A 23,101-nucleotide genomic window follows, 5' to 3' on the forward strand; every position below is an offset into this window, starting at 1 on the left:
CCGGCGCAGATGAATGGTATCTCTATGCCCTTCTCGATCAGTCTCTCAGCGACCTTCGGGAATGCGGACATGGTGGTGGTCATGAGTGCGGTTCCGGTTACTAGGTCCGGCTTGCTCTCCTCGACCTGCTTCACAACGTCACCCACTGGTACATCTCTGCCCATGTCGACGACACCGTATCCGTGGGATCTCAGCATGACGGCGGCGATGTTCTTGCCGATGTCGTGCGGGTCACCCTCGGCGACCATCATGACAACGTTGCCCTTCAGGGCTCTCTCGCCCTTCATTGCCTTTTCGGCGGTCTTGATCCCCTTATCGAAGGTATCGGCAGCGACCATGACGTGCGGCAGGTAGTAGATACCCCTTCCGTACAGTTCGCTGACGACATCCATTCCCTTCAGGAGTCCCTTCTCGACCAGCTCCTCGGGGCTGAACTTGCCCAAGGCTGCCTTTACATCCGCCTCGACGTCCTTGTACTTCATGTACACAACGTCCTCGGCGACCTTTCTCAAAACAGTATCCTTGGGCAGGAGCCTCTCCGCGATGTCTTCTGGATTCTCTTTAGTTTCGACGAATATATCGTAGCGTCTAAAGATCATGTCATAGTTAACATTGGATATGTCAATCATTTTGATACCTCGAATAGCACCCACAATTGCGGATCTCGATCCTCCTCATCTATCGCATCTGTGACCTCTCCAAGCATTTCAACGGAGACCATTTCCGACTCGGCTCTGTCCATAGGACTCACCTACTCTTGAGGTTCTGATTCCGTGCCCTTCAAGATTCTTTCACGCCTTTTCGCTGTTAATGGAGAAACGATCTTCATTGCGACATCGACGAAGTGTTGCGACAAAGGAGGCATTTCTTCGTCGATCTGGTCCCATTCATTCCTTATGGACTTCAACTCTTTTTTCAATTCTTCGGATGATGCAACACAGACGATGATCTCATCGATGTGATGACGGAGCTTCCCATAGCGCAGACCGGCCGTTTGGTGTTTCCCCGCTATCTCAGGAAACTTCAAGAAGGTCTGCAAGGCCGCAAGGATTGCCGCAACGATGCTTATTATTCCAGTCACGATCAGAAGGGCATCATTCTTCGCTGAAGAAAGGCTGACGAAAGCGCTTGAACCGATTATGACCGTAAGAATTGTGACTATGAACCCCAGGACAAATCCCATGTGTTCATAGTATGCGGCCGCCCTCAAATGCCCTATCTGTTGGATCTTGACTCCCTTTAACCAACTGTGAACTAGTTGCATCTCGTCTGACTTTTCAAGATCGGACCCCATATCCTCCATTCCCCCCTTTGAAAGAAGATTATGGATGAAATTAATTTAGCCAATATATAGCATTATTCATAATAAATAATCACAGCTATACTTACGATTGATATATGTGGTGATATTATTCAATATTTGGAAATTGAATTACATTGTCCTGACCATTAATTGAATTTCCTGCAGGATCCCAAATTGACAGGAAGTGAAAGCAGGTGATTTCTGTGAAAGGACAATCTCAAACCCACTAATCATTTTCTATCAGGAAAGGGGGCGAATTCTGACTCTCCAAGAATCTCGACGACCGATAAGAGAATTGCTCATAAAAGGACGAAAAGGGGGCGTCTCCGCCATCCATATGCCTCTTTTTCCAGTGTGGCCCGGCATCTAGAACAGTTACCGGGATGCTAGAGGAATTCGAACATAACGGATTGTTGTCGTTGGGACTCTCTTAGGATGAGCGTAAATGGACCGCAAGCATCAGCTGAAACAATCTCAGGGGAATGCGGCCTTAAGCAGCTGAGGGACAAAGCGGTTCAGCCCATGACCGACCCATGGTCCGATGATGTTGCTCGTCTTCAATGCCACTGCCGCCAACAGTATCGCTTGGACGATCGTGGAGATGATGAAAGGATTACCATCAAGATACTGGCCATGCATCATCACAAAAGCGACTATTGAAGTGACGACCGCCACCTTCATCCCGGTCAGTCTCTTGAGGTAGAGAAGAAGGACGCCCCTGAAGAGGAATTCCTCACCGATAGCGGTCGAGAACATCATGATGACATATGCGGTATCCCAGTTGCCTCCAGTGACGAGAAAATAGGTGACTGCTATCATGACGAAGGCGCTGCCAAGTCCCAATATGAGGCTCATACCGATATTGCGGTTAGTTATCCCGACCTCTGCAAATACCCTTCTGACATTCCAGTGCTCCATTATCATCAGCAAGATGGCGGGGATGATCAGGAACAGAAATATCTGGGCGAAGATCAGCCCCGAGTAGGACCATTCCGAAAGAACGATAGAGATTGGATAGAGAACGACTATGAACAATCCCATGATGAACAGGGCCAACACTTTTCTCAGGTATTCCTTTCTCTTCAAGGCACAATAGACTACCGGTATTAGGAGCCCCACAAGCATCAGGGCTATCGGAAAATAACCAAGGTTCATGATGGCACCAAATATGATGGAATGCATCGAGTCCGATCTGAATAGTTAATGGTTGAAGGTTTTTCAGAAGGACAATCACTCATTTGTTTTGGTTTGAACTCAATTATTTCACAAGGGCAAGGATTTCAAATACCACAAGCTCCTGTGAACGCCGATTGAATGATCAGCGGCTCATCATCCTTCGGGTCAGAACATAGACAAAGACGAGGTCGTCGATTCTGATGGAGCCAACAATAGACGATCTGGACCCGGATAAACCCATACAAATCCTCATCGTGGAGGATAACCGGGCGGACTCCCTATTGTTGCGAAACCTGATCAAAGAGACCGGAATTCCATCCGATCTGACCGTGGTCAACGACGGAGAAAAGGCCATACAGTTCATAAGGTCGCTAATGAACAACGGAAACCAATTCCCTGACCTGGTCTTACTGGACATTAATCTTCCGAAAAAGAACGGACATGAGGTACTTTCCTTCATGAGAAAAAATGCCGGTCTTGACGATTTGTGCATTGTTATGTGCTCTGGGTCGATCTCGGAGGAAGACGAGGTGATGGCACGACTTAATGGGGCCAATGCCTATCTGGTCAAGCCAATAGGAGCTACGGAGATGGAAAGAATGATCGAAAGCATCAAGGCCATCCTGATAGCGTTGAAGGAAGGAGAGACAGCTCCCTGGTTCAAATGAGAGAAGAGTTCGCGTTTCTGAAATACTTGCGAAAGTGTCTTATCGCTTATCCCCGAATCGCCCGCTACGCTGCCGCCGGTCTGTGTTTCCGGCTTTCCTCCTAAGAACGTCCGACTCATCCGGCGGCGCGTACCGCTGTTAATTCCTGAACATTTAACTAGCCTGGAAGAACCCACTTTCTGTAAACGACATTAATTTCCAGAGAGCATTAAGAGTTTAATTGGCTAAGCGATTATTTTATTCGATAATCAATCCCATCGGCTAGCATTAAGTAGTCGCAGCTCCCAGTTTTGTTTGGTTGAAACGACTCTGGAAATGCAATACGATCAGATTGGAAGAGGGAGGCCGATCGTCCTAGTTCCAGGGGGGGTTGACGGGATGGAAGAGCTGGGAACCCCATGCCATACGGCTGTCATCAAACAGGAGGGTCATCAGGGTGCAATTGTTGTCGGTACAATATGGACTGGAAGCCCGGGCATTGCCTCCCGGGTACTCGTTGAGTACCGAGAGCGAGTCGCTCAACAACACCCTCAATGGCCTCGATCTGAACGAACCGTTCGATATTGTTGCCTGGTCGTTCGGGGCGGAGATCAGCCTGGACTATGCCCTGAACCATCCAGATATGGTACGCACATTGACGCTTATCGAACCTCCCGCTGTCTGGGTGTTCGGCGGGAAGGATCCCGAGGATGAGGCTTTCAGACGCATGCAAGAAATGGGGAGGACGATAAGGGGCTCGGTGACGGAGGAACAATTGATGATATTCCTGCACGATGCTGGAATCGTGCCAGAAGATGTGGATCCCCGGACCCTTCCGCAATGGTCCGGGTGGAATATTCACAGACAGTCGCTCCTCAACACCATGGCGTCTATGGAACATAAGGATGATCCGGCCAGGTTGAGGAACTTCGAAAGACCGGTCCTTTTGGTCAAGGGCACGGGTTCGGCGTTGTGGCTGCACAAGGTCATCGATCTGTTGGCAGACAATCTTCCGAATTCTCGAGTGATCGAGCTTCCTGGTGGGCACGCCCCTCAACTGGTCTCAATGGACAGGTTCAAGGAGGAACTCAGCAGGTTCCAGGGATGATAACTTACATCTCGTCCAATGTCAGTCAGGGCTTAGGTGAATAAATTGGCCACAATTGCCCTTCAGTTCATATAGGCCAAGACCTAAATGTGGGCGAATGGTTTTCGGCTTTGAAATCGCCCTTGAGTCAGTTCGGCAACTTCTTGACGTATTTGATGACCGAATTCGCTGCCGTCGCCCCTTCACTGCAGCTGGTGACGATCTGCCGGTACTTGCCTGGATAAGCTACCGCATCGCCCGCGGCGAACACGCCCTTCCTTGAGGTCATCATCTGCTGGCTGACCCGGATGCCTTCGCCCTCCAGGTCAAGGTTCCAACGCCTCAGGTTCTCCGGTTCCGGTGTCATACCGACCTTGATGACCACCATGTCCACCGGGACCTCCTCCTCAGCATCCCCGACCTTCAGCACGACCTTCTCGACCTTGCCATCCCCTTCGATCCTCAGTACCTGGGCGTTCATGTAGGTCCTGATCTCAGACTCCTCCACCCTCTCGATGAAGCAGTGGTCCGCTCGGAATGTGCCCCGGCGGTGCACGATGCAGATGTCGGCGATCTCGCAGACCATCAGGGCCATCTCGAGCGCGGAGTTGCCTCCCCCGACGAACATGACCCTCTTACCGGCGAAACCCTCCTTGGGGGGCATCATGTAGTGAACGCCCCTGCCCTCAAACTCCTCCGCCCCTGGTATGTCAAGCTTCTTGGGTATGAAGAAGCCATTGCCAATGGCGACGATGACCGCGGTGGCAGTGTACGACCCTTTGCTGGTCACGACCCTGAAACCGTCCGGAACATCAATGATCTCCTGGACTATCTCGTTCTCATTGATGCTGCAACCTTTGTTCAGCGCGTGCTCCACAAAGCTCTTGGAGATATCCTTGCCAGTGACGACCTGGGTTGTGGGGAAATTATGGATCTCCTTTTCCGGATATAGCATTCCCGGCTGTCCGCCAGCCTCCGCCGCATCGATGATGACGGTGCGCATCCTGCTCTGCACCGCACAGATGCCTGCCGTCAAACCGGCTGGCCCGCCCCCTATGATGACCAGGTCGTAGTCCATCGATTAGCTAATGGGAATTGCATATTAAGATATTCTTCCTGGCTCATCCTGATTCGCTCTCGTTCATGTAACGCGTCAAAGCAGCGGACTACCCCCTCAATATTCTGGGCCTATCTGGATCATACATGGAACAAAACTTATCCATAAGCCCATGACGAAACGTCTGACACATCCATTAAATAACTACATCCATTATGCGCCAAACTACGTAGTAGCATGCTACGGGGTCTTCCTGAAGGTGACCGGTAGATGAACGACCGATATTTGATTAATAATTTGATGCATATGCTTCGGCCAGGATTGCTCGCATCGGCCGCTGTCTGTCTGGAACCTTAGGAGAGATCAGGAATGAACGATAATTGTCTTGCTGCCGTGAGGATAAACCAAGACCTCTGCAGCCGATGCAAGGTATGTTACTCCCTTTGTCCGTTCGATTCCATCGATCTTCAGCCGGAAGAAGGGAGATTGAGCATCGACATCCAAAAATGCCAGGTCTGCGGGATCTGCACCAGTGCCTGTCCCGTCTCGGCAATAGAGATGTCATATTACGATTACGAAGGACTATTGGATTACGTCCGTTCGGCAAGCGGTGAGAAGCCGCCAGAGACCCTGGTGGTGATGTGCAGAGGGAACTCGCCCAGAAACGGGGAGGTGGAGGACATATTGTTCTCCCAGGGTCTGAGCGTTACAGGCTACGTCCCGATGCGCGTTCCCTGCGCCGGACGGATCCCGACCAATTTCATCTTCCACGCCCTGAAATCGGGGATCAGGAACATCGTATCGATCCAATGCCATGACGAGTTCTGCCGAATGAAGGAAGGTACCAAGATCGGGACCAGAAGGATGCTCCTGGGACAAGCCCTCGTACAGCAGCTTGGCTACTCCGAGAACGCCCTCAAGGTCGTGAAGTATTCTCGCAAGGCGATACGCAACAACACAGAGTGCGTCGGTTGCGGCAAATGTGTTTTCATATGTCCTTACGGCGCGATAAAGGGAGAGCCTTTCTCTACCCCTGCGACGGACCCAGAGAAATGCATGGGCTGCGGTGCCTGCCAGATCGTCTGCCCGCACCACGCCATCCAAGTGAAGGGCTACGAGTTCGAGCACATCATGGCCTCGTATGGAGGGGCAGTTGAGGCGATGAAGGGACGAGGAACCGGGGCATCGGTCCTAGTCATCAGCTGCCAGTGGTCTGAGTATGCCGGTCTGGACAATCCCGAAAAGATCCTTAAAGGGAAGAACGCCATGATCCTGGAGGTCCCTTGCTTCAAGGGAATGGACCCCGTTCATGTGGTCGGCGCCTTCGGGCGCGGTTTCGACGGGGTCATGGCGGTCATCTGTTCGGCTGACGACTGCAAGCTCCATCACGGAAGGGACACCTCGGAAAGGCAGCTCAATGTCCTCATGGCCTACCTGAAGAAGCTGGACCTGCTCGACCGGTTCGAGATACACGAGCTGTCTCCCAGGTGTGATGGCGAGTTCGTAAGCAAGTTCGAGGCCTTCTATGAGAAGATCTCGCTCATGGCGCCCAGAACGTGCGCTCTGAAGAAGGAGGACTAGCGATGACCTTCAGAATACTGTCAAAGAGACAGCTCGCCTACAAGAAGACGCTGTTCGAGGTGGAGGCCCCGGACGTGGCCGCCAAAGCCCTGCCAGGCCAATTCCTTATCGTTATCGCCAGAGAAGGTGGAGAGAGGGTGCCCCTGACCATCTGCGAATACGACCGGCAGAAGGGGACGGTATCCTTCGCCTTCCATGAGGTGGGCAAGACCACCAAGGAGTTGGGCACGCTGAACGAAGGGGACCGGCTGTTCAACGTCACCGGGCCGCTGGGCAATCCATCCAACATCAGCAGGTTCGGCCGGGTCCTTTGTGTGGGCGGAAGCATCATGATCGCCCCGATACTGCTCCAGGCAAAGGCGTTGAAGGCGGAAGGGAACCACGTTACCACCGTCCTGGGGTGCCGGGGAGATGAATTCCTCTTCATGAAAGAGGAGGCATCGGCCGTCAGCGATGAGGTCCATGTCGCTTCCGACGACGGTACGGCAGGCACCAAGGGGCTCGACTTCCTCGAGGAGCTCGTTAGCAGCGAGAGGTTCGACCGCTGCGTGGTCATGGGTCCGGTCGACATGATGAAAAGGGTGAGCGAGATCACCAGACCATATGGCATCCCGACGTTCGTGACCCTTACCCCGATAATGATCGACGGCATGGGCATGTGCGGGGTTTGCCGGGTCACGGTCGGCGGTAAGATGATGTTCGGCTGTGTTGACGGCCCAGAGTTCGATGGGCACCAGACGAACTTTGACGAACTGATCATGCGCCAGCGTACGATGCTTCCGGAAGAGAGACTGAGTTCCATCCTTTGGGAAACGAACGGAGGCTGCAAGTGTGAAAGGAAATGAGCCTGGGAACGTGGAAGCGACTGCCATTTCTTTGAAGGATGAGGATGTCCCGATGCCGAGGCAGGAGCCTCATGAACGGGTCAAGAACTTCAGCGAGGTGGCCCTGGGCTATACCGAGGAGATGGCGCTCAAAGAGGCCGCCAGATGCCTGAGGTGCAAGAACCCCCAGTGCCGGAAAGGTTGCCCGGTGGATGTGCCGATACCCGAATTCATCGAATGTATACTGCAGGGTGAGTATGCTGAAGGCATAGCCCTGGTCAAATCAAAGAACGCATTGCCGGCGATCTGTGGACGGGTCTGTCCGCAGGAACAGCAGTGCCAGATGAAGTGTGTTAAGGGCAAGAAAGGGGATCCGGTCAACATAGGACGGTTGGAGCGTTTCCTGGCCGATTGGGAGAGGGACAACGAAGGCTACTGGCCTGAGGCACCGGCCCCGACCGGCAAACGTGTCGCGGTCATCGGGGCGGGACCGGCCGGGCTGACGGCCGCCGCCGACCTGGTCCGGTCGGGTCATTCGGTCACCCTTTTCGAGGCGCTGCATGTCGGCGGAGGGGTGCTCAGCTACGGCATCCCGGAGTTCCGTCTGCCCAAAGAGATCGTCCAGAGGGAGATCGACTACGTAAGAAGGCTGGGCGTCGAGATCAAGCTTGGCTATCTCATCGGTAGGATCAAGACCATCCCGGAACTGTTGGGCCAGGGCTACGACGCGATATTCATCGGCAGCGGTGCAGGACTGCCGCAGTGGACCGGCTGCCCGGGGGAGAATCTGGGCGGGATATACTCGGCGAACGAGTTCCTGATCCGGGTCAACCTGATGAAGGCATACGCGTTCCCAGAGCAGGACACGCCGATACGGGTCGGAAAGCATTTGGTGGTGATCGGCGGGGGGAACGTGGCCATCGACTGCGCCCGCATATCGATGAGGCTTGGAGCGACCGTCTGCCTGAACTACCGGCGCTCCCGGAACGAACTTCCCGCTAGAAGGGAGGAGATCGAGAACGCCGAAGAGGAGGGCCTGGCATGCAAGTTCCTAAGTGCCCCGGTCGAATTCTATGGCGATGAGAAGGGCTGGGTAAAGTCGATGCGGTGCACCTGCATGGAGCTGACCGAACCGGACGAGAAAGGTAGGCAAGGGGTCCAACCGATCCCCTGTTCAGACTTCGAGATCCCGGTCGATACGGTCATCATCGCCATCGGGCAGACCCCAAACCCGATCATCCAGCGCACGACCGAGGGATTGATGACAAACCCGCGGAACGGGACCATCGTGGTCGATGCGGAAGGAAGGACCAACCTGGAAGGGGTCTATGCCGGAGGGGACATAGCCACCGGTGCGGCGACCGTCATCAGCGCCATGGGCGCCGGAAAGCGTGCGGCCAGGTCGATCCACAGGTATCTCATGGAAACACCGAGGGGGGAGCGAACATCGACCGGAAACTGAGGATCGCGTTCTACTGGGCGGCCAGCTGCGGCGGCTGCGAGATAGCCGTGCTGGACATCAACGAGAAGATCCTCGATGTGGTGGAAGCGGCCGACATCGTCTTCTGGCCAGTGGCAATGGACATCAAGTACGACGCGGTGGAGGCCATGCCGGACGGTCACATCGACGTCACGTTCTTCAATGGCTCGATCCGCAACAGCGAACAGGAGCACATGGCGAGGTTGCTTCGCTCGAAATCAGCCACCCTGATCGCATTCGGTTCCTGCGCCCATGAGGGCTGCGTGCCCGGCCTGGCTAATCTCAGCGACTCAAAGGGGATATTGGGAACGGTCTACCATGACAATGGCCAGGTCATCCCCAATCCGGAGACGCCGGTGAAGGAAGGGACGCTCCGGATACCCAGGTTCTACGACACCGTCCGGACGCTAGGCCAGACCGTCGACGTGGACTATTATCTGCCCGGCTGCCCCCCGCCGGTGGCGTTGATCACAAATGCGTTGGAAGCTATTGTGAAGGGCGAACTGCCTCCGAAAGGGTCGGTGCTAGCACCATTGCCGGCAGTGTGCGACCAATGCCCACGCATCCGTGAGAACAAGCTCATCTCCAGCATCCGCCGGGTGCACGAAACGGTCCCGGAACCGGAACGCTGTCTCATGGAGCAGGGGATCATCTGCATGGGGATGGCCACCCGCAGCGGGTGCGGGGCGGCATGCCTCAAAGTGGACATGCCCTGCACCGGCTGCGGCGGGGCGGCGCCGAACCAGCCTGACGTGGGTGCCGGGATGATCACGGCCCTGGCAGCCATTCTGGACCTGGACAAGGACTCCGGGAAGCACTCCGATGAGGAGGTGGTCAAGCTCATCGGGCAGATCAAGGACCCGGTGGGCATCTTCTACATGTATAGCCTGCCCTCGTCCATCCTACAGGGGAAAGTGGTGAAACAATGAAGGAGATCAATATCGACCCGATCACCAGGCTTGAAGGGCATGGCAGCGTTTCCATCTTTCTCAACGACGCCGGCGAAGTGGAGAACGCGTACCTGAAGGTGCCTGAGCTGCGGGGATTCGAGGCTTTCTGCGTTGGACGCCCGGCCGAGCTGATGCCCCAGATAACCAGCCGGATCTGTGGAGTATGCCCGGTGGCGCATCACCTCGCTTCGGTGAAGGCGCTGGATGCGGCGTTCGGCGTCTCCCCGCCCAACACCGCGAAGAAGCTGCGGGAGCTTCAGTACATGGGCTCCTTTATCGGTGACCATACGCTGCACTTCTACTATCTGGGCGGGCCGGACTTCATCGTCGGACCGGATGCTCCGGCGAACAAGCGCAACATCCTGGGTGTCATCGAGAAGGCGGGCCTGGACGTGGCCAAGGAGGTCATCAAGCACCGTGCTTACGGCCAAAAGATCTCTGAGATCATCGGTGGTAAGTCGACCCATCCTGTGGCAGGCCTGCCAGGTGGCATGAGCAAGGCCCTCAGCGAGGAATCGCGGCTGTCGGTACTGGAGATGTCGAGGTCTTCGGTCAAGTTCGCCCAGTTCACGCTCCAACTCTTCCACGATCTGGTATTGGACAACCCGAAATACATGGACATGATCAAGAGCGATGCCTATACCATGAGGACCTACTACATGGGCACGGTGGATGCCAAGAACCGGGTCAATTTCTATGACGGCGAGGTGCGCATCGTTGACCCATCGGGAAAGGAGTTCGAGAGGTTTGCGGCTAAGGACTATGCCGAGCACATCATCGAGCGGTCGGAGGAATGGACCTATTCCAAGTTCCCCTACCTGAGGAATGTCGGCTGGAACGGCTTCAAGGCCGGGGCGGACAACGGCATCTACCGCGTTGGTCCGCTGGGACGCCTGAACACCGCTGACGGAATGGCCACGCCTCTGGCCCAGGCGGAATACGACAGGATGTTCGGAACGCTGGGCAAGCCAGCGCATGGGACGCTGGTGTTCCATTGGGCAAGGCTCATCGAACTGTTATACGCCTCCGAACGGGCGGTGGAGCTGGCGAGCGATCCGGAGATAACCGGAACCCACGTCAGGAACATGCCCGGAGCACCCGGGGAAGGGGTCGGCATCGTCGAGGCGGCGAGAGGTACGCTCATTCACCACTACCGTCTTGACCAGGACGCGCTGGTCAAGAATGTCAACCTGATCGTCGCCACAACGAACAATTATCCGGCCATCTGCATGAGCATTCGGGATGCCGCCCAAGGCCTGATCCATGGAGGTTCGGTTGACGAGAAGGTCTTGAACAAGGTGGAGATGGCCTTCCGGGCCTACGATCCCTGCTTCGGGTGCGCCACTCACTTCGCGGTGGGACAGATGCCCCTGGAGATCCAGGTGTATGATGACAAAAAGCAGCTGCTCAGAACGGTGACACGCTAGGTCCAGGCTGCATGGCCGCTTGTCTTCAGGATCAAGGTGGCAAATTGTACGACCACACTCGGGAAATGGAGGAGGAATTGAGGGCCTGGCTGGATGGGGCGACCGGGGCGGTCGTGGCCGGGATCGGCAATGCCATCCGCTCGGACGACTTTGTGGGCGTGAGGATCGTTGAGAGCCTCGAGGGAAAGGTATCCGAAAAGGTCCATCTGATCGAGTGCGAAACTGTGCCGGAGAGCTTCGTGGATGAGATCGTCGAGGTCATTCCATCACATGTCCTCCTGATCGACGCCGCGTTGCTCGGCCTGGAACCGGGATCGGTCCATCTGTATGAGGCCGAGGAAGTGACGAACGTTCCCTCGATATCCACCCATACCCTTCCGCTCAGGGTGTTCTGCGAATATGTCAGAAAAATGACCGGCGCTAGGATCGCCCTATTGCTGATCGAGCCGACGAACGTTGACTTCGGCGAGGGACTGACCCCGGAGACCGAGGCGGCCGCCATAAGGGTGGAGATGGCGCTCCTGAAATATCTGCCCTGACGAAGAACCAAAGTTTGTAACGTTCCGTCATTTGTTTTGACCCGGAACACGGATCACTGTTCAGTGCCGCGATGTCGTTTCTGTCCCGCCCTCATCGATGATCATGAACGTACGAAATATCGAAATTTCGCGGAGCTAGTTACAAATCCCGAAATGATTGATTTTGTATAAAATCGGATATCTGGCACTGCTCATATTTTCAATATCAATAATAGTAGGCGACCAATTCTGATTATATACCACTAAATTGAGTTCTTTCCCAAGGTGTCGGAATATGCACGCACTCGAAACATCGAGGATATTGACCGAGGAATACTCTGCGAAGATACTCCTCGCTACAATGGGAAAACCGAAAAGCGCTTTCGAACTGAGCGAAAAACTAGGGGTCCCAATAGCCGCCTGCTATCGCAAGATAAAGATCCTGGAGGATTCTGGGCTTATCAACTGCGTAGAAAGAAGGTTGACCCAGGCAGGAAAGAGGATCAGTCTGTACAAATCGAACGTGAAGAATGCCCAGATCGTTTTCGAAAGGAACAAGATCCGAGCCAACATCGAGTTGATCGACGGGACGTCCCAGAACTCTACGTTTGATGTTGACATGTCCGTGTTCATGGAAATGTCCAAACAACCTATCTAAGGACGGTATTCTTCGAATTTTCTTAGGGACATGAAGACCCGGGACCTGGCCTTCATGATTCTGGCGATGAAACGATAACATCTCAAAGAGGTCCGGATTAGAGGCTGATCACATATGGAAAACACAATCAACGAAGGCTCGGCATACACTCCGGACCAGATCGACGCGCTGCGCGAGATCGGCAACATTGGGGCTTCGCACGCCTCGACAGCGCTGACCACCATGCTTCATCAGGACATCCTGGTGGACGTGCCGGAATGCTACGTCTGCAAGACGCTTGAGGCCCCCTACGTATTGGGAGAGCCAGAACAGTCCGTGGTCGCAGTATACCTGGGAGCGAATGGTAAGGAGAAGGGAAGCATGCTTCTGATCCTCACCGAAGAAGTGGCAACCAAGATGACGGACATGCTGTTCTCACAGAACCACAACTCGACCCGGAAGTTCAGCGAGGAGGATCGGGAAGCGATCGCTGAGATCGGCAACATCTGTGCCTCAGCCTACCTGAACGCCATTTCGGGTTTCCTCGGAATCACAGTGCTACCCACGCCTCCAGGCATCGCCGTTGGAATGCTCAGTGCGGTGATGGAATATCCGGCACTGTTAGCATCCGAGGACCATGAGAATCTGGTCATCATCAAGACCCATTTCATCACGGACCAGCAGAAGTTCCCTGCGTACTTTATTTACATCCCCGACACGGAGACCGAGAAGTTGCTGATGGAGAAGTTCGGGATCCAGTGACAGATGCCCCTTCGGTTGGACCGATTCGGCGGTGTCTCTCTTGAATAAAGACCCCAGAAGGAATGTCATTCCTTCGGAGGTCATAATGAGGACGTCTGATCGACCATATTTGGTCCAATAACCCGCATACTGGAGGGCGATGGCCGCAGCTTCCTTCGCTCCGAAGCATTATCAATATCATATTTCCGATATGCACCATGAACGGCTTTCCACTGGTGCTTCTTAGAATCTTCCTTCTCGTGGTCGCATACGCACTGATCGAGATCTAAGGTGAGATGAAAGAGGTGACCACGCCATCGATATGGGATTCGAGACCCTTGTGGATGGGATCACTCAGAACCTTATTGGCCTGGACGGAGCGCTGACCAAGGCGACTGATGCCGTTGATGAAGATTATTCGAAGATAAAGAATCGGATTGAAAAATTGTTCTCAGGGGGAGGTCAAATAACTGAGTTAGGGAACGTAAAGACCGATATATGTCCTGAAACCATAGTAGTCCGCGTCCGTGGTGATCGTTCCGCTCAAGAAGTATCCTTCCCGGTTAATAATTCCGAATGTGATATTATTATGGCAACCCTTATAATACGTCGAACAGCGATATATTGTTGCATATCTGGAAGGTGAAGATGCTTTTCGAGATCTTCGTGGCTGCTCTATCCATTCTCTTATTCCTAAACATGTGGATATTCAGCATCATAATGGGCCGCCGTCCGTTGATGATAAAGGCGGGCCTCATCATGCTCCCGATGACATCGGTGGCCTGCCTGGTTGAGATCATCCAGCTCTATTCTGACAATCTAGAGGTCAAAACCATTCTTTACTACGTTTCCTCGATGCTCTTCATCGTCGTCTTCACCTGCTTCCTGTTCATGGCCCTGGAGATCACCCAGAGGTTCGACCCGTTCAAGACAAAGATATTCCTACCTCTGATGATCGTACCATCACTGGCCGCATTCGCAATACTCACCGATCCGTGGCTGCACTTCTTTACCAGTTCACAGAGCCTAACGGACGGTCATTCCATGCTGGATCCTATATTGATCGTAGGCCCATCCTTCATGGGCTACATTTGGATCGCCTACTTTGACATTGTCGGGTCGGCATTCGCTTTTTACCTCTTCCTGTACGTCTACCGAGATGGGTCCAAGGGCTTGGCATTTGCATTTCTGGGAGGGGTGGTGCTCATCCATTCCTATATCATCGCCTCATATTTCTTTCAAGATCTCAACGCGGTCTACCCTGGAAATCTGGGCTATGCCATATCCGCGGCGGCGATCTATCTGTACTCCTTCAAGTTCGGGGTGTTCGACCTCGCCCCGGCGAGCAAAGAGAAAATGCTTGACGTGATCCAAGACAATATCATCACCGTCGACTCCCGCGGCCGGGTGACGATAGTCAACCACGCATGCCAAAGATACTTGGGAGACCAGGCAAAGGGAGTGATCGGGAAATCGTTCTCGGAGGTTTTCACATCTTTCCCTTACTTCAAAGGCCTTCCATATCTGAATGACATCAAGGACCTGCCGCCCGAGGTCGTCGACCCGTCTGGTCGTAGCTTCGAGGTTAATGTCGAGGTATATAGGATCGGCTACACTGCAACACTGGGGAACCTTATCGTACTGCATGAGCTCACCGAGCGGAAGAAGATAGAGGAGCTCATGCGGAAGGCCGAGGCCCAGGAAAAGCTGGCGGAGAGCGAGCGGAAATACCGGATGGTGGTCGACAACCAGACCGAGGCGATCATCTCATTCCGGCCTGACGGGAAGGTCACCTTCGCCAATAAGGTCATCGAACAGTATCTGGATCAGGTCGGGATCCCCTTTAGTGAGCTGAATGTGTATAAATTCCCCAACTTTTGGGATTCCCGGGGCTTGAACAAGTTCATCACCAGCATGACCTTGGAAAATCCGGTCGGCGAGTATGAGCATGTCCTCTTGAGACCGAACGGCCGCACTCAGAACATCCTCTGGAGGGCGAAGGGAATGTTCGATGAAGAGGGTGTTCTGCAAGAGGTGCAGGCAGTAGGCATCGACATTACCGAGCGTCAGCGTCTGGAGCAGGAGATGGCCAGGAATCAAAAGCTGGAGTCCCTCGGAGTCCTGGCCGGAGGGATAGCACATGATTTCAACAACATGCTGGCCTCCATCGTCAGCAACACGGAGATCGCCATACTAGATCATCCGGAGGACGAAAAACATGTCCACCGCTTGCAGGAGTCCGTTCGTTCGGCCATGAGGGCAAGGAACCTTACGCAGCAGCTGCTGACCTTCTCCAAGGGAGGACAGCCGGTCAAGGAGGTGGTGGACCTGAAGGTTCTGGTCCCCTCGACGGTGGAGTTCGTTCTTGCCGGTTCCCAATTGGTCCCCACCGTTGACATAGACAGCGGGCTCCGAATGATATCGGCAGACCCGATCCAGATCGAACAGGTCATCAACAATCTCATCATCAACGCGATGCAGGCCATGCCGAACGGGGGAAATCTATCCATCAGGATGAAGAATCTCGAGACGGAATCGGAATCAGGCTTGGGAGATAACCATCCCCGGGTCTGCATCGAGATAAAGGATGAAGGCTCAGGAATTCCCCAGGAACATCTGGACAAGATCTTCGACCCGTTCTTCACCACCAAGGCGACCGGGACCGGTCTCGGCCTTTCCACCGTCAGATCGATAGTCAGGAATCATGGGGGGACCGTTACCGTCGAATCCATGTTGGGGGTGGGGACCAAATTCACCGTGGTCCTCCCGGCGACCGAGGACAACGCCGAACAATCATCCCAGATGCATAAGGTCGAGACTGCCGGGCATGGGAGGATCCTAGTGATGGATGATGAGGAGTCCATCTTGGATGTGCTGCAGATGATGCTGGAGAACTTCGGCTACAAGGTGGAGGGAGTCAGGACCGGTGAGGAGGCGATAAAGACCTATCAAGAACGTTTCTCATCCGGGCGGCCGTTCAACGCGGTCATCATGGACCTCACGATACGGGGCGGCATGGGCGGGAAGGAGGCCATACAAGGAATCAGGTCCATAGACCCTTATGCTAAAGTGATCGTTTCCAGCGGATATTCCAACGATCCGATCATGGCCCACCCTCAAGAATATGGTTTCGCCGATGTGCTGCAGAAACCCTTCACGATGCAGGACCTCTCAGCCAAGATAGAAGCAGTCCTGGCAAAGGATGGCGACCGGACATCGGCGGTCAAAGCGGAAACGCCTTTGACGGATGAGGCGACCAGGTGAATTCCGATGGTTCCAGCATGCCCGCCCACTCCTTAAATACCGCTTCTCGAGATCCATCCTAGGTGAGCAGGGTCGTTCCCTGGTCGAGAGAAACCAGAATGTTTCTTAATCGGATTATTACCTCGTCCATCTCTTCCATGCCGATCGGTTTGAGCAGATAGGCGCCGGCGCCGTTGCTGCGCGAGCGCCTAATATCCTCGATTGCGCTTGAACCTGAACACATCACGACCATCGTTTTCGTGTTTCGAGCGTTCTCCCGGATCGAGACCAGAACCTCATGGCCGTTCTTCTTGGGAAGATTGATGTCCAAGAGCACTAGATCGGGGGCCAAAGACTCCCCCTTTGCCGCAGATTCCATGACCTCGATGGCCTTTTCACCATCTGTCACCAAGGTGACAGATGTCGGCATGCCAGTTTCTTCCAGCAAGGCCTGGACCATCCTAGCATCGGCCCTATTGTCCTCGACCAATAGGACTCGCATGCAACGGTGGCCCATCATTTCTCTATCTCCTCGGCAGCGGTTGGCCCTCTGATCCGAATCTCCGGTCCTTTGTTTTCATTGAGGGATGAGGATGCTCCATTCCCTCCTGATCGGATCTGAGTTCGTGCGAACATAATGTCGTACGATTAGTACCCTGCATATTTGAACAAGCGTGCAGTTTACAGCGATATTTTTACCGGAGAGTGATTGCGAACCTTCGGGAATATTTATACAAACATCATCTCGACCGCTGCATCAAGTTGGTATTTCACCTACGACAATTCCATTCGTCGACCGCCAAATCTTACTATATGGCGATGGTGCCGGCCAAATACGCCCGCCGTTTCTATTTCATGAACCTCCTCCGATCGGAGAAGGAGCCTCCTTCCCTTGGGGCCATCCAGCCAGGATATTCAGGGCGGAGCCGGCTCACATCATCAAGGCGGTTGAACTCGTCATCACTGAGATGCAGTGAAGCAGCTTCGAGATTGTCCCGGAGTTGACCCACCGTCTTGACCCCGATGATCACGCTGGTCACGAAATCACGACTTAGCAACCAAGCCAACGCCACCCTGGCCACGGAAACCTGGCGGGCATTTGCTATCTCCTGCATAAGGTCGATTATGGGATAGGCCCTTTCCATGTCCACCGGCGGGAAATCGAACACGGTACGTCTCAAACCCTCCGGTGCCATCTCTCCTTTTCTGAACTTTCCGCTCAGAAGGCCACCGGCCAGCGGGCTCCAGATCAAAAGACCTAGACGCTGGTCCTCGAGCATTGGAACTATCTCCCGCTCGATGTCCCGGCCGGCTATGCTGTAATATGATTGAACGCTCTCGAATCTGGCCCAGCCATGAACATTAGCCTGGTGGTTGGCCTTCATCACCTCCCAGGCGCGTAGGTTGCTGCAGCCCACGTATCTGACCAATCCGCTCCTCACCAGGTCGTTCAACGCACCCATGGTCTCTTCGATGGGTGTGGTAGGGTCGGGGGCATGTATCTGGTAAAGGTCTATGTAATCCGTCTGGAGGCGTTCCAGACTTGCCTTTACCTGACTCATTATATGCTTGCGGCCCAGTCCAGCGTCGTTCGGTCCAGAACCCATGCCACCTGCCACCTTGGTGGCGATGACGACGCTCTCTCTTGGAACCTCCAAGCTTTTCAGGGCCCGACCCACCATGCGTTCTGATTCGCCATTCGAATAAACGTTGGCGGTGTCTATCATATTGATACCGGAGTCAAGAGAGGCCTTGATTATCTCGTTGGCCTGCTCCTGCTTCAGTTCGCCGATGGCTGACCAAACCCCGCCTCCTCCAAAGGTCATCGTTCCCAGGGTCATTTCTGATACCAGAAGACCGGTCATTCCCAGTTTCTTATACTTCATGCCATTCCCCATTACCGAATAGATGGGGAGTTGTTCTGAATCCGTCTTATATCAAATTACCTGGTCAGCTTTTTTCGGGAGGATGACTGATGGAGCATCGTTCAATTGCTTGTTAAGAGCACCGAGCGGTGGATAAGGCCGAGGATTACGTCGTTACCATTGAGTGTCGCCGGTGGCATAGAGGGTGCACTTCGACTGATGCGGGACCTGATCCAGAACTTTTCCGTAGCCCATAATGGATGGACCTCTGTAACCTGCCCTTCCGTCAGTTCCTGCGACGCTTGGATATTTGGACGCGACCCTCAATCCTAGAGGGTGCGTCCAGCCGACGCAATTCCCGTTTGCCCCCAGGTTCAGCGCACGAAATCAACGTCGTCGTTGTTCTGCCTCGCCTGCTGATATTGTTGCGGTTGGGGGGAGGGATTGCGCGCATACTGTGACTGTGCTGGCCCCCTCGATGGCTGAGTGTTCATGCCGCCCATTCCGCGACTGTCCAGCATGTATTGGCTCTTGGCTCCGGTTATGATCAGGAGGATCTTGATCGTTCCAGTCAGTTCTGGCTCTATGGAACAACCCCATATGATCCGGGCCCTCTCGCTGATGGACTTGGTCACGATCTCGGCGGCCCTCTGGGCCTCGCCGACCGTCATGTCCGGCCCTCCGACCACGCGGATCAGGGCACCTTTCGCTCCCTTGAGATCGACCTCGCCGAGCATCGGGGAGGTGAGCGCCTCATGTACGGCCGCACCCACGCGGTCATCGTTGTCCGTGTTCCCTTCGCCGATTCCGACGAATGCCACGCCGCCCTCGTTCATGACGGTCTGGATATCGGCGTAGTCAAGGTTGACCAGTCCGGGCTTGGTGATGATCTCGGTCAGCCCCTTGATGGTCTGCATGAGCACCTCGTCTGCCACCTTGAATGCTGCTTCAACGGGAAGCTTTGGGACCATTTCCAGGAGCTTGTCGTTCGGGACGACGATGGTGGTATCGCAGACCTGCCTCAGCTTGTTAAGGCCGGAAAGGGCGTTCTCCATGCGCATCGTTCCCTCTGCCTTGAAAGGCAGGGTAACGATCCCCAGGGTCAGTGCCCTGATCTGTTCCTTGGCGATGCCGGCGACATAATGCGCTGAACCAGTTCCGGTCCCGCCCCCCATTCCTGCCGTCACGAAGACGATGTTCGCGCCGCTCAGGAAGTCCCTGATCTCGCTGTCATTCTCGCGGGCAGACTCCTCTCCGACCTCTGGCCTCGCCCCTGCTCCCAGCCCCCTGGTCTTGGACTTGCCGATCAATATCTTCTTCGGCGCCCGGATGGTCAGCAGGTGCTTGGCATCGGTGTTGATGGCGCAGAGCTGCCCCCCAGCTATCCCGGCGTCTACACATCGGTTGATGGTGTTGCTGCCACCGCCGCCGCATCCAACGATCTTGATGCAGACGTCCAAAGATGCTGCGATCCTCAGTAATTCCTCGTCGGTCGAGCTCATTGCCTGCGGTGCTGGCTGATATGCAGGTTGTGCCGCTGCCTGTTGATTTCCCATCTCTGCATTGGCCGGTTGCTTTACTCCAGCGTTAGCTAGCGCTTCTTTAACAAAAGAACTTGGCATAGTGCATCCCTCTGAACCGGTATTGTCATCCAGGATATAAATAATCCTAATCTGAGAAAATATTCTAGTGGCAGCGGCCAAGGAATGACGGTCAGATACAGAGCGCTGGGAGGTTACCATCCTTTCCTTTATCTGGCAAAGAGGTCTTGAAGACCTATGTTACCGGACCGATCATGCCTGACCGATCGCGGCGTCCCTTCATAATGGTTCTCTGCCCATCGCACAATTGAGATGCCCGTACAACCTTCCCATGCCATCCACCGGGTCATTCTACCTTGCATGAAGCGGCCTCTTAACGGACGTATATCAATCGGTCTCCAAAGGATAGAAGACCGGATCGATTTCCAAGGAGGAACAAAACCGGTTTGGTCCATGATGCTTGTTTAGAAGAGCTTCCCCATGTCCAGCTAAGTTCGATGTCAACAGCGTTGCCTTAAACCAAAATGAAACCCGGGATCACGTCGAGACAGATGGCCGCTTCAGTATTATTGAATGTTGGAATCATTTGTCTAGGCAATAAATACTATTCTCCCGTTAACGTGTTGGTTAAGAATGGCCACGTATAGGATCAGGATATTGGTCGTAGACGATGAACCGGACATCTGCACCTTGGTGAAGGAACATCTGGACAGCCCAGGGGACATTGAGGTCCATACATGCCATTCGGTAAGTGAGGCCAGGAAAGCCCTTTCCACTAACACTTATGATGCCGTAGTCTCTGATTATCAGATGCCGGAAGAGGACGGCATCTCATTCCTAAAATCGTTGCGAGCGAAGGGTGACCGAATCCCTTTCATCATTTTGACCGGTAAAAGCCGAGAGGAATTGGTCATCGATGCCCTGAACAGCGGTGCCGACGCATATCTTTTGAAGGGAGGTAAGGCCGGGATACCCTTCGCAGAGCTCAGCCATCACATCCACGCTGCGGTGAGAAGATATCGGACAGAGGAATCGACCAGGAGCCATAACGAGGAATTGCGGGTGGTCAACGAGGAGTTGGAATCGGCCGAGGTTGAGCTTCGGGCCCAACTGGGGGAGATAGTCCGAGCCCAGGAAGAGCTCGGAAAGGAGATGGCGTTCTCAGAATCCCTCATGGACAGCCTTCCGGGGATATTCTATCTCTACGAGGCAGAATCGCTCCGCCTGGTCCGTTGGAACAAGAACCATCAGCAAGTCAGCGGCTACTCTCCTGAGGAGATGATTGGCAAGCATGTCCTGTCCTGGCATCTTCCTGATAACTCCGAAGCAGTGCTGGCTGCCATCAATAGCTGTATGGAGGATGGACAGGCGAGCATCGAGGCCCCTCTGCTCATGAAGGACGGGCGCCAAATTCCCTTCCTGCTAACAGCGAGGCGATTCGATACCAAGGACACGTCCTTCTTCATGGGGCTGGGAATGGACATCGGCGAACGGATCGAGGCCGAGCGCACTTTGAGGGAGAGCGAGGTCATGCACCGGGCCATCCTCGACAATGCCGGGCTCGGTCTTGGGTACTGGACCGTTGATGGCAATCTGATCTTTACGAATTCCATCGCGGCCGATTATCTTGGCGGCAAACCAGAGGACTTCATCGGCTGCAACGTCGAGGATCTTTTCGGAGAGCTGGGAAAGACCTACCTCGAACGTATCAAAATGGCCATCACCTCAGATAAGCCAAATGAATATGAGGACCTGGTCTGCCTTTCTGGAAGGGAACTATGGCTCCTATCGGTTTTCACCCATGTGCCCGGCCCGACCGAAGAGGAGAGCGGGATCCTGATATTCTCTCATGACATCACCGAAAGGAAATACATCGAGATGGCCCTCCATCTGGCGAACCGCAAGCTCAATCTATTGTCAAGCATCACCAGGCATGACATCAACAACCAACTCGTAGCGCTTACTGGATATCTGTCGTTATTGGAGGGGGATCATGTCAGCGTTTCCTCCGAGCAGCGTCTCATCAAGGCCAGGACCGCGGCGGAACGCATATCTTCCATGATCCAGTTCACCAAGGAATACGAGGATATCGGAGAAAATCTCCCGACATGGCAGGATGTACGATCGTTGGTCGAGAGAAGCTCGGCAGAGGTCTGTCTCGGACATGTCCGGTTGCAGAACGAAGTACCATCCGGCATCGAGTGGTTCGCTGACCCTCTAATCATCAAGGTGTTCCATAATCTGGTCGATAACGCGCTCAGGCATGGATGGACAACCACCCTGATTCGGTTCTACGTCGATGAGAAAGACGGTACAAGGTCGATCGTTTGTGAGGACGACGGAGCCGGGATCCCTGTCTCGATGAAGAAAATACTGTTCGCACGAGGTACTGGAAAGGACCATGGATTTGGACTGTTCCTATCGCGCGAGATCCTATCGATCACCGGTATCCAGATCACGGAAGAAGGGAGCACGGGATCGGGGGCTCGATTTGTCATGAGACCTCCCAAAGGTGGATTGAGAGATTCAAAGACATCTATCGATCTGATGGATCAACCTTTCTGAGCTCTCCCTGGAATATCCGATCTCGATGCATATGCTCCTTAATGGTCGATAATCCAGCGCAATTACCGCAATTTCGATCTAATCTGCTTCCACCGCTGTATCTTTTTGAAGGGAGCAGAGACTGGAAATTCATTCTGAACAATCAGGATCCAACCTGATTGGTCCATGGGAGATTTTCTCGCTATTACCGTTATTGATAATTGGCGAACAGGCCGCATATACAAAGAGCGCCTTTTTTCGCATATAGAGGGTGAGAACAGGGAATCCTCTCCGAAGCAGATGAAAAGGATGGGCCACAGCATCGAAACAGAGCCCGTCATCGTCCGGTCCTGCCACAACTGCCTGTTCTTCCGGAGCTGTTCAGCTGCCAGAAAGGAACTGTGCAAGGTCAGCCCGGACCGGACCCATGGCAACTATGTGGAATGGAGGTCTCGCCGATGAGGCCTCGAAATCTTTTCT

The 23,101-nt window shown here is 54.1% G+C and carries 21 protein-coding genes; 14 read left to right on the forward strand and 7 right to left on the reverse strand.

The window, feature by feature from the left end:
* The 3 genes from VGK23_04665 to VGK23_04675 all read right to left on the reverse strand — a co-directional run.
* Positions 1-629 (reverse strand): cobalamin-dependent protein (locus VGK23_04665; protein HEY3419826.1); only part of this gene is annotated, 629 nt, incomplete at its 3' end.
* Between the two features lie 122 nt (positions 630-751).
* The gene (locus VGK23_04670; GenBank protein ID HEY3419827.1) at positions 752-1,303 is read right to left on the reverse strand and encodes an SLATT domain-containing protein; all 552 of its coding nucleotides are present in this window, start codon (positions 1,301-1,303) and stop codon (positions 752-754) included.
* Between the two features lie 474 nt (positions 1,304-1,777).
* Entirely contained in the window at positions 1,778-2,485 is a 708-nt protein-coding gene (locus VGK23_04675; protein HEY3419828.1) for a type II CAAX endopeptidase family protein, read from the reverse strand.
* Positions 2,486-2,679: 194 nt separating this feature from the next.
* Between VGK23_04675 and VGK23_04680 the strand changes: the two genes are divergently transcribed.
* Positions 2,680-3,147 carry a response regulator gene (locus VGK23_04680; protein HEY3419829.1) on the forward strand — a complete coding sequence of 156 codons (468 nt, stop codon included), beginning with the start codon at positions 2,680-2,682 and terminating at the stop codon, positions 3,145-3,147.
* A gap of 370 nt (positions 3,148-3,517) precedes the next feature.
* A complete protein-coding gene (locus VGK23_04685; GenBank protein ID HEY3419830.1) occupies positions 3,518-4,234 on the forward strand; it encodes an alpha/beta hydrolase in 717 nt (238 codons plus the stop codon).
* Positions 4,235-4,361: 127 nt separating this feature from the next.
* Here the strand turns inward: VGK23_04685 and VGK23_04690 are convergent, their stop codons facing one another.
* Complete coding sequence (locus tag VGK23_04690; GenBank protein HEY3419831.1) at positions 4,362-5,291, reverse strand: NAD(P)/FAD-dependent oxidoreductase; 930 nt, start codon at positions 5,289-5,291, stop codon at positions 4,362-4,364.
* 348 nt (positions 5,292-5,639) lie between these two features.
* On the opposite strand from VGK23_04690, the gene VGK23_04695 reads away from it, so the two are divergent.
* The 10 genes from VGK23_04695 to VGK23_04740 all read left to right on the forward strand — a co-directional run bounded on the left by VGK23_04695 (position 5,640) and on the right by VGK23_04740 (position 16,692).
* Positions 5,640-6,851, forward strand: coding sequence for a hydrogenase iron-sulfur subunit (locus tag VGK23_04695; GenBank protein HEY3419832.1), 1,212 nt, complete (start codon positions 5,640-5,642; stop codon positions 6,849-6,851).
* A 2-nt stretch (positions 6,852-6,853) separates the two neighbouring features.
* Positions 6,854-7,696 (forward strand): sulfide/dihydroorotate dehydrogenase-like FAD/NAD-binding protein, encoded by an 843-nt coding sequence (locus VGK23_04700; protein HEY3419833.1) that lies wholly within the window; start codon positions 6,854-6,856, stop codon positions 7,694-7,696.
* Positions 7,683-9,137 (forward strand): NADPH-dependent glutamate synthase, encoded by a 1,455-nt coding sequence (gene gltA, locus VGK23_04705; GenBank protein ID HEY3419834.1) that lies wholly within the window; start codon positions 7,683-7,685, stop codon positions 9,135-9,137. Before VGK23_04700 ends, gltA begins: the two co-directional genes overlap by 14 nt.
* Before the next feature lie 2 nt (positions 9,138-9,139).
* Entirely contained in the window at positions 9,140-10,084 is a 945-nt protein-coding gene (locus tag VGK23_04710; protein HEY3419835.1) for an oxidoreductase, read from the forward strand.
* On the forward strand, positions 10,081-11,532 hold the full coding sequence (locus tag VGK23_04715) for a Ni/Fe hydrogenase subunit alpha (GenBank protein HEY3419836.1): 1,452 nt from the start codon (positions 10,081-10,083) through the stop codon (positions 11,530-11,532). Before VGK23_04710 ends, VGK23_04715 begins: the two co-directional genes overlap by 4 nt.
* Before the next feature lie 44 nt (positions 11,533-11,576).
* Positions 11,577-12,071 carry a hydrogenase 3 maturation endopeptidase HyCI gene (locus VGK23_04720; GenBank protein HEY3419837.1) on the forward strand — a complete coding sequence of 165 codons (495 nt, stop codon included), beginning with the start codon at positions 11,577-11,579 and terminating at the stop codon, positions 12,069-12,071.
* 274 nt (positions 12,072-12,345) lie between these two features.
* Entirely contained in the window at positions 12,346-12,708 is a 363-nt protein-coding gene (locus VGK23_04725) for a helix-turn-helix domain-containing protein (protein HEY3419838.1), read from the forward strand.
* Between the two features lie 114 nt (positions 12,709-12,822).
* Positions 12,823-13,449: a chemotaxis protein CheC gene (locus VGK23_04730; protein HEY3419839.1), complete on the forward strand. Its 627-nt coding sequence runs from the start codon at positions 12,823-12,825 to the stop codon at positions 13,447-13,449.
* Between the two features lie 301 nt (positions 13,450-13,750).
* On the forward strand, positions 13,751-14,074 hold the full coding sequence (locus VGK23_04735) for a hypothetical protein (protein HEY3419840.1): 324 nt from the start codon (positions 13,751-13,753) through the stop codon (positions 14,072-14,074).
* Positions 14,056-16,692 carry an ATP-binding protein gene (locus VGK23_04740; GenBank protein ID HEY3419841.1) on the forward strand — a complete coding sequence of 879 codons (2,637 nt, stop codon included), beginning with the start codon at positions 14,056-14,058 and terminating at the stop codon, positions 16,690-16,692. The genes VGK23_04735 and VGK23_04740 overlap by 19 nt, the downstream gene beginning before the upstream one ends.
* 58 nt (positions 16,693-16,750) lie before the next feature.
* Here the strand turns inward: VGK23_04740 and VGK23_04745 are convergent, their stop codons facing one another.
* The 3 genes from VGK23_04745 to ftsZ form a co-directional block, all read right to left on the reverse strand.
* On the reverse strand, positions 16,751-17,191 hold the full coding sequence (locus tag VGK23_04745) for a response regulator (protein ID HEY3419842.1): 441 nt from the start codon (positions 17,189-17,191) through the stop codon (positions 16,751-16,753).
* A gap of 328 nt (positions 17,192-17,519) precedes the next feature.
* A complete protein-coding gene (locus tag VGK23_04750; GenBank protein HEY3419843.1) occupies positions 17,520-18,557 on the reverse strand; it encodes an aldo/keto reductase in 1,038 nt (345 codons plus the stop codon).
* 353 nt (positions 18,558-18,910) lie between these two features.
* A complete protein-coding gene (gene ftsZ / locus VGK23_04755; protein HEY3419844.1) occupies positions 18,911-20,158 on the reverse strand; it encodes a cell division protein FtsZ in 1,248 nt (415 codons plus the stop codon).
* Between the two features lie 552 nt (positions 20,159-20,710).
* Here ftsZ and VGK23_04760 point away from each other — a divergent pair.
* Both VGK23_04760 and VGK23_04765 read left to right on the forward strand, forming a co-directional pair.
* Positions 20,711-22,642, forward strand: a complete 1,932-nt coding sequence (locus tag VGK23_04760; GenBank protein HEY3419845.1) for a PAS domain S-box protein — start codon at positions 20,711-20,713, stop codon at positions 22,640-22,642.
* Between the two features lie 279 nt (positions 22,643-22,921).
* On the forward strand, positions 22,922-23,083 hold the full coding sequence (locus VGK23_04765) for a hypothetical protein (GenBank protein ID HEY3419846.1): 162 nt from the start codon (positions 22,922-22,924) through the stop codon (positions 23,081-23,083).
* Positions 23,084-23,101: the final 18 nt, after the last annotated feature.

The sequence above is a fragment of the Methanomassiliicoccales archaeon genome, assembly GCA_036504055.1.
Taxonomy (GTDB): Archaea; Thermoplasmatota; Thermoplasmata; order Methanomassiliicoccales; family UBA472; genus DASXVU01.

Bases quoted from the DNA above. Each gene is read 5' to 3' on its own strand.
- VGK23_04670 (HEY3419827.1), bottom strand. From the start codon at position 1,303: ATGGAGGATATGGGGTCCGATCTTGAAAAGTCAGACGAGATGCAACTA.
- VGK23_04675 (HEY3419828.1), bottom strand. From the start codon at position 2,485: ATGCATTCCATCATATTTGGTGCCATCATGAACCTTGGTTATTTTCCG.
- VGK23_04680 (HEY3419829.1), top strand. From the start codon at position 2,680: ATGGAGCCAACAATAGACGATCTGGACCCGGATAAACCCATACAAATC.
- VGK23_04690 (HEY3419831.1), bottom strand. From the start codon at position 5,291: ATGGACTACGACCTGGTCATCATAGGGGGCGGGCCAGCCGGTTTGACG.
- VGK23_04695 (HEY3419832.1), top strand. From the start codon at position 5,640: ATGAACGATAATTGTCTTGCTGCCGTGAGGATAAACCAAGACCTCTGC.
- VGK23_04700 (HEY3419833.1), top strand. From the start codon at position 6,854: ATGACCTTCAGAATACTGTCAAAGAGACAGCTCGCCTACAAGAAGACG.
- VGK23_04715 (HEY3419836.1), top strand. From the start codon at position 10,081: ATGAAGGAGATCAATATCGACCCGATCACCAGGCTTGAAGGGCATGGC.
- VGK23_04725 (HEY3419838.1), top strand. From the start codon at position 12,346: ATGCACGCACTCGAAACATCGAGGATATTGACCGAGGAATACTCTGCG.
- VGK23_04730 (HEY3419839.1), top strand. From the start codon at position 12,823: ATGGAAAACACAATCAACGAAGGCTCGGCATACACTCCGGACCAGATC.
- VGK23_04735 (HEY3419840.1), top strand. From the start codon at position 13,751: ATGGGATTCGAGACCCTTGTGGATGGGATCACTCAGAACCTTATTGGC.
- VGK23_04745 (HEY3419842.1), bottom strand. From the start codon at position 17,191: ATGATGGGCCACCGTTGCATGCGAGTCCTATTGGTCGAGGACAATAGG.
- VGK23_04750 (HEY3419843.1), bottom strand. From the start codon at position 18,557: ATGAAGTATAAGAAACTGGGAATGACCGGTCTTCTGGTATCAGAAATG.
- ftsZ (HEY3419844.1), bottom strand. From the start codon at position 20,158: ATGCCAAGTTCTTTTGTTAAAGAAGCGCTAGCTAACGCTGGAGTAAAG.
- VGK23_04760 (HEY3419845.1), top strand. From the start codon at position 20,711: ATGGCCACGTATAGGATCAGGATATTGGTCGTAGACGATGAACCGGAC.
- VGK23_04765 (HEY3419846.1), top strand. From the start codon at position 22,922: ATGAAAAGGATGGGCCACAGCATCGAAACAGAGCCCGTCATCGTCCGG.